Here is a 12,532-nt window from a genome sequence, read left to right on the forward strand (position 1 = left end):
TCAACGTTTGCCGGGCCGCCACACCCGGCTGGATTCGTGCCGTGGCGGCCCGGCAAACGTTGATAATTGCCTTTCGCGTTATGTTAAATAGACTGACGGGACCCGAAGGGGCACGGCAGGCTATTTACCCCCGGCCCCCCTCGTTGGCCTCCGGCCGCAGGCCGCACTTTCTCATTCCAGGACACTGTCGGGGCGCATGCCCCGCGCGAATCCATTCGTTACCCGGCTGGGCCGCCCCGGCCCACACTTTTTAATTCCAGGACACTCACGGTGCGTAGGCACCGCACGAATCCATTCGTTACCCGACTGGGCCGCCCCGGCCCACACTTTTTAATTCCAGGACACTCACGGTGCGTAGGCACCGCACGAACCCTTTCCTCCCCGATCCGGGCCGTTCCGGCCCGGCACTTTTCTATTCCAGGGGTCAGCGGGGCGTAGGCCCCGGTGGATTCTATTGGGCTTCTGTCTTGCCATACACGCGCTGCAGGAGCCGCCCTGGCTTGACATCTTCTATTTCTGCACGCTGCTCCACCCGCTCCAGCCGTGCCGGATGCGTGGCCGTATGAATCTCCTTGAGCGCGCGGATCGCCACCTGCGTATACACCTGCGTGCTCGTCAGCTGCGCATGCCCGAGCATCACCTGCACGAACCTCACATCGGCCCCGTTCTCCAGCATCAGCGTGGCCATCGTGTGCCGGAACAGGTGACACGAGCCGCTCTTGTTCACCCCTGAGCATTTGATGTAGTCCGACACCAGTTGCCCCATGCTGTTCAGGCCGATCGAATCGCCCGTCAGCGCCAGGAACAGCACCCCCTCATCGTCAGCCAGCGACAGTTGCGGCCTGACCTCATCGAGGTACTTCCTGATCCACGCCAGCGCCCTGTCTCCTATCGGAATCAGCCGGTCCCGCGCGCCCTTGCCCTGGCGCACCATCACCGTGCCGCGATCCATGTCCACGTCATGCACATGCAGGCCCACCAGCTCCGCACGCCGGACCCCCGTGCTGTAGAACGTCTCGAGAATGGCCCGGTCCCGGATACCGATGCTGCTCGTCACATCCGGCACATTCAGGATCCGCTCGGCTTCCTCCTCACTCAGGATGTGCTTGGGCAGCCGCTTCTCCATCCTCGGCATGTCGATGTCCGCTGCCGGGTTCGAGAGAATCCGGTTCTGCCGCACCAGCCACCGGAACCACAGCTTCACCGGCACCAGCCGCATGTGCTGGCTGCGCCCCGACAGTGCCTGACCATCCTTCTTGCGGTACAGGAACAGGTAGCGCTGGTAGCGCTCCAGGATCGGGCGCGTCACTTCCTGCGGCCGCGTCACGCCGCGCTCGTCGCACCACGCAATGAACCCGCGCAGGTGTATCTCGCGGTGTTCCACCGTGCCTTCGCTGTAGTTGCGCACGCGCATCCATTCGAGGAACGGGCGCATCTGGTGGTACAGGCTTTGGGGATCATCGGCCGGGCCAATCACGGGCAGCGGGGCGCGCGGGGTTGTCTTCTTGTGCATCGCTATGCCTCTCCGTTCATCGGGGACTCAACAACGCGGGCCAGGGAAGGGGTGTCCAGCTTTTCCCTGATATACGTGTTTGCGTTCACCCCGACCGGTTTCGCCTCCATGCCTTGCCCCGCATGGCCCTGAGCCTGACCGGTCACCCCCGGCCAGCCCCCGGCCACCGCCCGACCAGACCCCGACCGCTCATCCTTTTGCCCCGACCGGTTGGCATCGTTGTCCCCCAGGGGGACTTCCTTCGGGGCGCTGGGTGTTTGCAGGTCAAGCAGCCCCATCAGATGCGGCTGGTCATCGTCCACGCCGTCATAGCGCAATTCGTATTCATGCGTGAGACCCCGCAAGCCGCGATGCGCCAGCACATATTCAAGTTCTACCAGCCGCGACAGATGCACCTTCAGTTGCGTATCGCCCCAGCGGGTCACCTCACGCACCTCACGCCGCGTAAAACGGAATTCGTTCTGCTTCTGCGCCGTGGCTGAACACCGCTCACTGACCCACGCCTGAACCATCTTCAGCAGCCGCCGTGTCTGCGGCGGCAGCTCATCGAGCGTCCTGCCCAGCACCTCATGGGCAATCCGGTTGGCCAGCGCGATATCGTCTTTCGTTACCTCGATGTACGTCAACGCCTCGCCCCGGTGCGTTACCGTCTGATGCGGCCTCTGGTACTGGTGCAGCAGGGCAATCGAGCGGATCAGCGTCAGGTACTTCATGTGATCGCGCCGCATCCGCGTCCTGTCATCCATGAACGTCAGCTGCTCCGCGAACGGATTCACCACGTGCACATTCTTCAGCAGCCTTTGCGCATTGCGGTGCAGCCCAATAATGTGCTGCCGGTCCGTCTCCGCGAGCAAGCCCTCCAGCGTCTGCTTCACCCGCTGCCGCGCGTGAATCTCGCGCGTCTGCTCGCGGCTCTCATTAATCGTCAGCACCAGGCACCGGTTCAGCAGTTCCTCATCCACATCAATTGCGGTGGTCGTGAGCATCAGCATCACCGGACCCTTCACCGTGTACTGCTTCGTCACGAGGTTGCCTGTCGCCTCATCCTTGCCCGTGCTCGCTATCGTCAGCTCGCCATCCGACTGCAGCAGCTTCAGCGCATACGCGGCCTGCCTCACGCCTTCCTCCTCGGCAATCGCCAGGATCCGGTGCTGCAAATCCGTCTCGCCCAGGTAGAACAGGCTCTGTCCCGTCATCGCGCTGTACTGGATGCGTTCCTCCTGCGGCATCAGGTCCAGCACCGCATCCATCAGGGAGGACTTGCCCGCCGCGCTCGAACTCTGGATCAGTACCGCCAGGGGCGCATCGAGTTTTCTGGAGACCGCCGCCAGATACCCCGCCAGCAGGTTCGCGCCTTCGCCCACCACGCCGCAGCGCGCCATGTCGGCTTCGAGCCGCGCGATCAGCTCCGGTGCCCTGAGCCAGTCGAGCGCGGCTGTGTGCTCCAGCGCGTCCATCTGCACGCCGTTTTCCTTTGGCGCGAGCGTCGCCCGGATCGCCTCGTCCTGTAGCGTCTCCAGCTTCAGCAGGATTCGCCCAAGGTCGCGCTTCAGGGTGTCTTCCTGTATACCGAGCTCAACCGCCGCGCTCTTCAGGTACAAACCCCGTGCCTTCGCGCTGTACACGTCGAGCGTATCGACGTGGTACGCATCGCCACGCCGTACCTGTGCATTCACCCGCATCTGCTCCGGGCCCAGGTTCTTCTGCCAGCCGCGGATGCGCCACACCCGTTCTACGAACGTGAACAGCAGTTCGCCGCCTTCCGTCTGCTTCACGTCGGGATCGCCTACTGGCGCGGGCTGCACCTCCTCTTTAGCCGCCATCGCCGTGACTGGCGTCACCGCAGCCCCAGCCGCAGTAATAGCGGCTAAGGAAGAGGGCGGTTTAACGTCCTTCACGTCATCAACCGGCACCGGTTCAGCCTGCGCCGTTATACCGGAGCGTTTGCCCTTGCCAGCCCATTCCGCCTGCTGCAACAGCAGGCCCAGACTCTTCTCCGTCCCACAGGGACTTCCGCTGGTCGCGGGCTCAACCTTCCTGGCGTAGTCGTTCGCATCCATGCCCTTCGGGAACAGTACGCGCCACGTCCCGATACCGGCCTCATGCAACTCCACGCCCAGCTTTTCCGCTGCGGCGTTGCCCGCATCGTCCCGGTCGTATGCGATCCACACCTGCTCAGTACCATGCCGTTTCAGTGCGTTCCAGTGATCCTGCGTGAACCCGTTCACCCCATACGCGGCGATCACATTGCGGTACCCGGCACACCAGAACGTCAGCGCATCGATGAGCGCTTCGCACACGATCACTTCACGGCTGGCCACCAGCGCCGCCTCATTCCACACACCGGCAAGCGGCAGCGACAGGTACAGATGCTTCGGCTGGCCCGCCGGGATCTTGTGGCCCGGCGCGATCCGTCGCCCGTACATCTGCCTGACGGCACCGGTCTCAAGATCCATCACCGGCACCACCAGACACCCGTTCAGGTGTTCATGGCCCGACTCGCGGTACACCCCAACGCGTTGCAGCTTCGCGCGCACCTCACGGCCTTCCTTCGAATACCCCGGTGGCAGGCGGTATGTCAGGCTCTTGTTGGCATACCCCAGGCGGAACGTGCCGACTACCTCGCCATGCACCAGGCCGCGCTGCGCCAGGTACGCCTGCGCCTCCGGACTCTGCTTCAGGCTCTCGTGATACGTATCCGCCACCTGGCCCAGCAGAACCTGTTCATCGGCATCCGCCGCCAGGGAGGCCAGAGGGCGCGTAAAACTCAGCTTCACACCCACCTTGTCAGCCGCAGCCAGTGGCGCATCGTTACGCAGTAACTGCACCGCGTGCGGCAGCGATACGCCCTGCGTGCGCATGACCCAGTCCAGCACTGTGCCCGACGCGCCACAGCCGAAGCAGTGGTACACGTTCTTCGCCTCCGACACCGACAGGCTCGGCGTGTCCTCTTCATGGAACACGCAGCGCATGACCCAGTCGCGGCCGCGCTTCTTCAGCGTGTGACCCTGCGACTCAACAAGGCGCAGCAGCGAGACCTCGCGCTTTAGGCGCTCCAGCTCCGCTTCCGGGATTCGCGGCATAAATCATCCTTCGGCTAAAAACCTGTCAAGTGACATTGTAGTGGCATAAAATGGAGACTACAATAGAGCAATTCGGCAAGCCGCTTCAGGGAGGTTCTTACAATGACCGCGTTACTTCATTCCTGGTTATGTGAGAACGATATGGAGCAATTTGCTGCTCGTCTGCGGGAAGCGAGGGAAGCCCGTCAAATGACTCAGGGCCGCCTCGCTGAATTGCTGGGCGTAAACCGACGGGTCTACAACAGGTGGGAACGTGCGGGGGCGCTGCCGCAACTGGATGCCGTGGTACGTATGGCTCAGGTGCTACAAATCAGTGTCGATGCCCTGGTCGGCCTGGAGCCACTGGCAGAGCCACGCATCCATAACCCCCGGCTGCATGCGCTGTATGAACAAATGGATTTACTGTCCGATGAGGATCAGCAAGCGTTGATTGTTTTAATGGACAGCCTCGTCAAACGCTCGCAAATGGCCAGGCTGATGACAACCTGATGGCAGGAGAACTGCCAAAGAAGCGCGGGCGGTGAGTGTTTCAGCACTCACCGCCCGCTAACCACAACCAGCTCAACACAGGAGCTCGCCATGGCTGATGCCGATCTTAAACCATCTCCTCACCACCCAGAACGCAGCGCTACCGTCCAGCAGTCTCGCCGCTATCGCTCCCTCTCCACATTGCTCCGCTCTCCCTCCCGCTACAGCGAGCCTGCCTCCTACCCATGGATCAGGATCGCCGGACGCTGGCTCGAACTCGCAGGATTCTCGCCCCATCAGCGCGTCAGAATCGAAGTACAGGATGGCAGGCTTGTCATCACGCCAATTTGACCTCCGCTACAAACAACGAACCCGGCACAGGCCGGGTTCGTTGTTTCAGGGTTTCGGGTCCTGTTTGAACCAGGGACCGAATTTCTCGGGTTCGTCGCTTAGCATTCCCGCCTTGCGTAATGGCTTCGGTAACAAGCGAATATGTATAACCAGAAGAATAATAAAAACTGGAAGACCAATCCAAAGTAATGCAAAACTCTCATTCAACTCAAAAATTTTTCGACTTATCCAGACTGCTACGACCATATATAAACAAGAACTTGCCGTAGCCATTAGGGAAATTACGAACCCGATTTGAATTGTTGCGTAAAATCTCCGCCAGTTCATTTTTTATCTACCGAATAACGGATGTCATTAATCACGCTCGCTCCCTTCGAGCCTATGCCGAACAACAGAATGCCCTGAGTCGTTCCGTAGGGTGCCGCCTGATTGATGAACGGAATCAACGTGTTGTTATTGATGCGTGGCACCGTAACATTGAATATCGAGCCCGGACGGTTCAGTCCATCGGTAACGCCCATCTTGAGCGGGACCGGAGCCTTTAGCGCAAGGATAGAGAACATGAGATTCGCACCATCGTACGTAGCATTACCCCATGTGGGCATCGCTTGATTAAATTCGTAGCGCAATGGATTTACCCCGGGCGAGTTAATGCTGTTATAGCGGTTGTATAACCCATTGGCCCCTTCGACGATATCGCTTAATCCAAAGACAACCATTCCACCGCCGCCCAAAGCACACCCCAACCCACTTGTGCAGAGTCCTGCCCCCGTCTTGGCCGTCACACCGCCAATTGTCACCTTGGCCACATCCTTTGCCACTCCCACCGGATCACTCTTCACGGCATCGCCGATTTTCTGCCCCGGCGTGTAATTGAACAGTCCCGCTTCCTTCTGCCGGTTCACCCAGTCGATTTCCGGCTGCAACTGTGATGCCTCAACCTGGCTGACATAGTTCCTGTTGTACTCGTCGCTGCCCGGCTTGAATTCCGCCCAGCACTTGACCGCAAGACATGCCGCTTTTGTCAGCCGTTCCTCTTCGGCCTTGTCCTTGCCTGCCTTTTTTTCTATTGCGCTTCTCTCATCGTGATGAAGTTGTCGGTTAAAGCGGACACGGCACCCCGACACGCCCGCCGTTGCCGGTATGGTTTTTTCCCTGACGCAACAGTCACTTGCAGTACGTTTTTGCCCGACGCTGTCCGTTGCCAGCATTTTTTTGCCCCGACGCGGTTTTGTGCTAAAGAAGCGAGTTTGCCAGAGGCGTCATTTTTGAGGAGCGCTGGTTAGCATGTCGAAGTCACTGGAGCCGCCTGGTTTGCCGGCGTCCGCAGGGCGACGGCAAACCAGGCGGAACATGGCCGTCGCCAGCCTCACACGCCAGGAGCTGGCCACCGCCCCATGGCGGGCTAAAGAAGAGACATGCGAAGAGCCATGCCCTGGTCCAGGGTTCTGGCCTGGCGCCTGCACACCACCACGCTGAAACCCGTCAGGGCCGCGCGCAGCGCGCCGCAGGGAAGCCTTGACGGAGGAGGGTGTGCCACGCTGGGCAATGCGGTGCAAGCCGTCAGTGTGGCTTGCAGCGCATGCAGGGCGGTTTTGATGTTTGGGTTTGATTTCCGCTGCGCAGCAGCGGCAGGACAGGGAGCCCCGTGGGGGCGGACGGGCAGGGCCGGGCGGGGCCCAGTTCCACTCATGGCCGCTTCGCGGCCCCTGATTTTACTCATGCGCGTAGCGCCCGATCCGGGGGGCCGGGGGCCAGTGACATAACGCGAATTATCAACGTTTGCCGGGCCGCCACACCCGGCTGGATTCGTGCCGTGGCGGCCCGGCAAACGTTGATAATTGCCTTTCGCGTTATGTTAAATAGACTGACGGGACCCGAAGGGGCACGGCAGGCTATTTACCCCCGGCCCCCCTCGTTGGCCTCCGGCCGCAGGCCGCACTTTCTCATTCCAGGACACTGTCGGGGCGCATGCCCCGCGCGAATCCATTCGTTACCCAGCTGGGCCGTCCCGGCCCACACTTTTTAATTCCAGGACACTCACGGTGCGTAGGCACCGCACGAACCCCTTCCTCCCCGATCCGGGCCGTTCCGGCCCGGCACTTTTCTATTCCAGGGGTCAGCGGGGCGTAGGCCCCGGTGGATTCTATTGGGCTTCTGTCTTCTATTGGCCCCCTGTCTTGCCATACACGCGCTGCAGGAGCCGCCCCGGCTTCAGCTCTTCTATTTCTGCACGCTGCTCCACCCGCTCCAGCCGCGCCGGATGCGTGGCCGTATGAATCTCCTTGAGCGCCCGGATCGCCACCTGCGTATACACCTGCGTACTCGTCAGCTGCGCATGCCCCAGCATCACCTGCACGAACCTCACATCGGCCCCGTTCTCCAGCATCAGCGTGGCCATCGTGTGCCGGAACAGGTGACACGAGCCACTCTTGTTCACCCCTGAGCACTTGATGTAGTCCGACACCAGTTGCCCCATGCTGCGCAGACCGATCGAATCGCCCGTCAGCGCCAGGAACAGCACCCCCTCATCGTCAGCCAGCGACAGTTGCGGCCTGACCTCATCGAGGTACTTCCTGATCCACGCCAGCGCCCTGTCTCCTATCGGAATCAGCCGGTCCCGCGCGCCCTTGCCCTGGCGCACCATCACCGTGCCACGATCCATGTCCACGTCATGCACATGCAGGCCCACCAGCTCGGCACGCCGGACCCCCGTGCTGTAGAACGTCTCGAGAATGGCCCGGTCCCGGATACCGATGCTGCTCGTCACATCCGGCACATTCAGGATCCGCTCGGCTTCCTCCTCACTCAGGATGTGCCTGGGCAGCCGCTTCTCCATCCTCGGCATGTCGATGTCCGCTGCCGGATTGGAGAGGATCCGGTTCTGCCGCACCAGCCACCGGAACCACAGCTTCACCGGCACCAGCCGCATGTGCTGGCTGCGTCCCGAGAGCGCCTGGCCATCCTTCTTGCGGTACAGGAACAGGTAGCGCTGGTAGCGCTCAAGGATCGGGCGCGTGACTTCCTGCGGACGTGTGACGCCGCGCTCGTCGCACCACGCTATAAATCCACGCAGGTGTATCTCGCGGTGTTCCACCGTGCCTTCGCTGTAGTTGCGCACGCGCATCCATTCGAGGAACGGGCGCATCTGGTGGTACAGGCTTTGGGGATCATCGGCCGGGCCAATCACGGGCAGCGGGGCGCGCGGGGTTGTCTTCTTGTGCATCACGGCCCCTCAATAACGCGGGTATCAACAACGCAGGCTGGAGAAGAAGTTTTTTCCCGGAACAGTGCGTTTTCGCCACTTGCCGCGCCAGATTCCCGCTCTTCCTTGACAGGCATGGTTTTGGGCCCGGTTGAGCAACCCTGACCTGGCCCTGACTTGGGGCTGGCTTGACCCTGACTTGAGGGTAACTTGCGTTCTCCGAACCCTGACTTGCGTTCATCACTGTCGAGTTCTTCAACCTCAACCAGTCCCGCCAGCCTCGGCTCGTCATCGTTCGCGCCGTCATACATCAGCTCGTATTGCAGCAGGTGCCCACGGCTGCCGCCCCGGACCAGCAGGTATTCAAGGTCGGCCAGGCGCGTGCAGTGGATTTTCAGTTGCCCATCACTCCAGCGCGTGTACTCCCTGATGTCGCGCCGCGTAAAGCGCACCTCACGCCGCTTCACATGATCGCGCTCGCCAAGCTCGCCCACCATCGTGTACACCATCTTCAGCAGCCGCCGTGTCTGCGGCGGCAGCTCATCGAGCGTCCTGCCCAGCACCTCATGGGCAATCCGGTTGGCCAGCGCGATATCGTCCTTCGTCACCTCGATGTACGTCAGCGCCTCGCCCCGGTGCGTTACCGTCTGATGCGGCCTCTGGTACTGGTGCAGCAGGGCAATCGAGCGGATCAGCGTCAGGTACTTCATGTGATCACGCCGCATCCGCGTCCTGTCATCCATGAACGTCAGCTGCTCCGCGAACGGATTCACCACGTGCACATTCTTCAGCAGCCTTTGCGCATTGCGGTGCAGCCCAATAATGTGCTGCCGGTCCGTCTCCGCGAGCAACCCCTCCAGCGTCTGCTTCACCCGCTGCCGCGCGTGAATCTCGCGCGTCTGCTCGCGGCTCTCATTGATCGTCAGCACCAGACACCGGTTCAGCAGCTCCTCATCCACATCAATCGCGGTGGTCGTGAGCATCAGCATCACCGGACCCTTCACCGTGTACTGCTTCGTCACGAGGTTGCCTGTCGCCTCGTCCTTGCCCGTGCTCGCTATCGTCAGCTCGCCATCCGACTGCAGCAGCTTCAGTGCATACGCGGCCTGTCTTACGCCTTCCTCCTCGGCAATCGCCAGGATCCGGTGCTGCAAATCCGTCTCGCCCAGGTAGAACAGGCTCTGTCCCGTCATCGCGCTGTACTGGATGCGTTCCTCCTGCGGCATCAGGTCCAGCACCGCATCCATCAGGGAGGACTTGCCCGCCGCGCTCGAACTCTGGATCAGTACCGCCAGGGGCGCATCGAGTTTTCTGGAGACCGCTGCCAGATATCCCGCCAGCAGGTTCGCGCCTTCGCCCACCACGCCGCAGCGCGCCATGTCGGCTTCGAGCCGCGCGATCAGCTCCGGCGCCCTGAGCCAGTCCAGTGCCGCCGCGTGTTCCAGCGCGTCCATCTGCACGCCGTTTTCCTTTGGCGCGAGCGTCGCCCGGATCGCCTCGTCCTGTAGCGTTTCCAGCTTCAGCAGGATTCGCCCAAGGTCGCGCTTCAGGGTGTCTTCCTGTATACCGAGCTCAACCGCAGCGCTCTTCAGGTACAAACCCCGGGCCTTCGCGCTGTACATGTCGAGCGTATCGACGTGGTACGCATCGCCGCGCCGTACCTGCGCATTCACCCGCATCTGTTCCGGGCCCAGGTTCTTCTGCCAGCCGCGGATGCGCCACACCCGTTCCCCCAATGTGAACAGCAGTTCGCCGCCTTCCGTCTGCTTCACGTCGGGATCGTCCACTGGCGCGGGCTGCACCTCCTCTTTAGCCGCCATCGCCGTGACTGGCATCACCGCAGCAACAGCGGCCAGGGAAGAGGGCGGTTTAACGTCCTTCACGTCATCAACCGGCACCGGTTCAGCCTGCGCCGTTATACCGGAGCGTTTGCCCTTGCCAGTCCATTCCGCCTGCTGCAACAGCACCCCAAGGCTCTTCTCCGTCCCACAGGGACTTCCGCTGGTCGCTGGCCCAACCTTCCTTGCGTAGTCGTTCGCGTCCATCCCCTTCGGGAACAGCACGCGCCACGTTCCGATCCCTGCCTCATGCAGTTCAGTCGCAAGCTTCTCCGCCGCAGCGTTGCCCGCATCGTCCCGGTCGTATGCGATCCACACCTGCCCAGTGCCGTGCCGTTTCAGTGCGTTCCAGTGGTCCTGCGTAAATCCATTCACTCCATATGCGGCAATCACATTGCGATACCCCGCACACCAGAACGTCAGCGCATCGATGAGCGCCTCGCACACGATCACTTCACGGCTGGCCACCAGCGCCGCTTCATTCCACACACCGGCAAGCGGCAGCGACAGGTACAGATGCTTCGGCTGGCCCGCCGGGATCTTGTGTCCCGGCGCGATCCGTCGCCCGTACATCTGCCTGACTGCGCCCGATTCCAGATCCATCACCGGCACCACCAGACACCCGTTCAGATGCTCATGGCCCGACTCGCGGTACACCCCGACGCGTTGCAGCTTCGCGCGCACCTCACGGCCTTCCTTCGAATACCCCGGTGGCAGGCGGTATGTCAGGCTCTTGTTGGCATACCCCAGGCGGAACGTGCCGACTACCTCGCCATGCACCAGGCCGCGCTGCGCCAGATACGCCTGCGCCTCCGGACTCTGCTTCAGGCTCTCGTGATACGTATCCGCCACCTGGCCCAGCAGAACCTGTTCATCGGCATCCGCCGCAAGGGAAGCCAGAGGGCGCGTAAAACTCAGCTTCACGCCCACCTTGCCGGCCGCAGCCAGTGGCGCATCGTTACGCAGTAACTGCACCGCGTGCGGCAGCGATACGCCCTGCGTGCGCATGACCCAGTCCAGCACCGTGCCCGAGGCGCCACAGCCGAAGCAGTGGTACACGTTCTTCGCCTCCGACACCGACAGGCTCGGCGTGTCCTCCTCATGGAACACGCAGCGCATGACCCAGTCGCGGCCGCGCTTTTTGAGCGCGTGACCCTGTGACTCGATCAGGCGCAGCAGCGAGACCTCGCGCTTTAGGCGCTCCAGCTCCGCTTCCGGGATTCGCGGCATAAATCATCCTTCGGCTAAAAACCTGTCAAGTGACATTGTAGTGGCATAAAATGGAGACTACAATAGAGCAATTCGGCAAGCCGCTTCAGGGAGGTTCTTACAATGACCGCGTTACTTCATTCATGGTTATGTGAGAACGATATGGAGCAATTTGCTGCTCGTCTGCGGGAAGCGAGGGAAGCCCGTCAAATGACTCAGGGCCGCCTCGCTGAATTGCTGGGCGTAAACCGACGGGTCTACAACAGGTGGGAACGTGCGGGGGCGCTGCCGCAACTGGATGCTGTGGTACGTATGGCTCAGGTGCTACAAATCAGTGTCGATGCCCTGGTCGGCCTGGAGCCACTGGCAGAGCCACGCATCCATAACCCCCGGCTGCATGCGCTGTATGAACAAATGGATTTACTGTCCGATGAGGATCAGCAAGCGTTGATTGTTTTAATGGACAGCCTCGTCAAACGCTCGCAAATGGCCAGGCTGATGACAACCTGATGGCAGGAGAACTGCCAAAGAAGCGCGGGCGGTGAGTGTTTCAGCACTCACCGCCCGCTGACCACAACCAGCTCAACACAGGAGCTCGCCATGGCTGATGCCGATCTTAAACCATCTCTTCACCACCCAGAACGCAGCGCGACCGTTCAGCAGTCTCGCCGCTATCGCTCCCTTTCCACATTGCTTTACTCTCCCTCACGCTACAGCGAGCCTGCCTCCTACCCATGGATCAGGATCGCCGGGCGCTGGCTCGAACTCGCAGGATTCTCGCCCCATCAGCGCGTCAGAATCGAAGTACAGGATGGCAGGCTTGTCATCACGCCAATTTGACCTTCGCTACAAACAACGAACCCGG

The 12,532-nt window shown here is 61.4% G+C and carries 9 protein-coding genes; 4 read left to right on the forward strand and 5 right to left on the reverse strand.

All coding sequences use genetic code 11. The features are described from left to right. Positions 1-451: 451 nt before the first annotated feature. Together xerC (GH657_RS08275) and GH657_RS08280 are read right to left on the reverse strand one after the other, a co-directional pair. Positions 452-1,513, reverse strand: a complete 1,062-nt coding sequence (gene xerC, locus GH657_RS08275; RefSeq protein ID WP_153100247.1) for a site-specific tyrosine recombinase XerC — start codon at positions 1,511-1,513, stop codon at positions 452-454. Between the two features lie 2 nt (positions 1,514-1,515). Continuing rightward, on the reverse strand, positions 1,516-4,596 hold the full coding sequence (locus GH657_RS08280; RefSeq protein ID WP_153100248.1) for a CHC2 zinc finger domain-containing protein: 3,081 nt from the start codon (positions 4,594-4,596) through the stop codon (positions 1,516-1,518). A gap of 102 nt (positions 4,597-4,698) precedes the next feature. Here GH657_RS08280 and GH657_RS08285 point away from each other — a divergent pair, with 102 nt between their 5' ends. Together GH657_RS08285 and GH657_RS08290 are read left to right on the forward strand one after the other, a co-directional pair. Further along, a complete protein-coding gene (locus tag GH657_RS08285) occupies positions 4,699-5,085 on the forward strand; it encodes a helix-turn-helix transcriptional regulator (RefSeq protein ID WP_153100249.1) in 387 nt (128 codons plus the stop codon). A gap of 90 nt (positions 5,086-5,175) precedes the next feature. Beyond that, a complete protein-coding gene (locus GH657_RS08290; RefSeq protein WP_153100250.1) occupies positions 5,176-5,415 on the forward strand; it encodes a SymE family type I addiction module toxin in 240 nt (79 codons plus the stop codon). Positions 5,416-5,738: 323 nt separating this feature from the next. Here the strand turns inward: GH657_RS08290 and GH657_RS08295 are convergent, their stop codons facing one another. The 3 genes from GH657_RS08295 to GH657_RS08305 form a co-directional block, all read right to left on the reverse strand. Then, complete coding sequence (locus tag GH657_RS08295; protein WP_153100251.1) at positions 5,739-6,626, reverse strand: hypothetical protein; 888 nt, start codon at positions 6,624-6,626, stop codon at positions 5,739-5,741. Positions 6,627-7,579: 953 nt separating this feature from the next. Continuing rightward, positions 7,580-8,641 (reverse strand): site-specific tyrosine recombinase XerC, encoded by a 1,062-nt coding sequence (gene xerC, locus GH657_RS08300; RefSeq protein WP_153100252.1) that lies wholly within the window; start codon positions 8,639-8,641, stop codon positions 7,580-7,582. Next, the gene (locus tag GH657_RS08305; protein ID WP_153100253.1) at positions 8,641-11,688 is read right to left on the reverse strand and encodes a CHC2 zinc finger domain-containing protein; all 3,048 of its coding nucleotides are present in this window, start codon (positions 11,686-11,688) and stop codon (positions 8,641-8,643) included. The genes xerC (GH657_RS08300) and GH657_RS08305 overlap by 1 nt, the downstream gene beginning before the upstream one ends. A 102-nt stretch (positions 11,689-11,790) precedes the next feature. On the opposite strand from GH657_RS08305, the gene GH657_RS08310 reads away from it, so the two are divergent. After that, on the forward strand, positions 11,791-12,177 hold the full coding sequence (locus GH657_RS08310; RefSeq protein ID WP_153100249.1) for a helix-turn-helix transcriptional regulator: 387 nt from the start codon (positions 11,791-11,793) through the stop codon (positions 12,175-12,177). A 90-nt stretch (positions 12,178-12,267) separates the two neighbouring features. Next, entirely contained in the window at positions 12,268-12,507 is a 240-nt protein-coding gene (locus GH657_RS08315; protein ID WP_153100237.1) for a SymE family type I addiction module toxin, read from the forward strand. Positions 12,508-12,532 lie beyond the last annotated feature (25 nt).

Source organism: Paraburkholderia hayleyella, assembly GCF_009455685.1.
GTDB lineage: Bacteria > Pseudomonadota > Gammaproteobacteria > Burkholderiales > Burkholderiaceae > Paraburkholderia > Paraburkholderia hayleyella.

Coding starts and splice junctions, on each gene's coding strand:
- GH657_RS08305 (WP_153100253.1), bottom strand. CDS start 11,688: ATGCCGCGAATCCCGGAAGCGGAGCTGGAGCGCCTAAAGCGCGAGGTC.
- GH657_RS08295 (WP_153100251.1), bottom strand. CDS start 6,626: ATGCTGGCAACGGACAGCGTCGGGCAAAAACGTACTGCAAGTGACTGT.
- xerC (WP_153100247.1), bottom strand. CDS start 1,513: ATGCACAAGAAGACAACCCCGCGCGCCCCGCTGCCCGTGATTGGCCCG.
- GH657_RS08285 (WP_153100249.1), top strand. CDS start 4,699: ATGACCGCGTTACTTCATTCCTGGTTATGTGAGAACGATATGGAGCAA.
- GH657_RS08310 (WP_153100249.1), top strand. CDS start 11,791: ATGACCGCGTTACTTCATTCATGGTTATGTGAGAACGATATGGAGCAA.
- GH657_RS08315 (WP_153100237.1), top strand. CDS start 12,268: ATGGCTGATGCCGATCTTAAACCATCTCTTCACCACCCAGAACGCAGC.
- xerC (WP_153100252.1), bottom strand. CDS start 8,641: ATGCACAAGAAGACAACCCCGCGCGCCCCGCTGCCCGTGATTGGCCCG.
- GH657_RS08280 (WP_153100248.1), bottom strand. CDS start 4,596: ATGCCGCGAATCCCGGAAGCGGAGCTGGAGCGCCTAAAGCGCGAGGTC.
- GH657_RS08290 (WP_153100250.1), top strand. CDS start 5,176: ATGGCTGATGCCGATCTTAAACCATCTCCTCACCACCCAGAACGCAGC.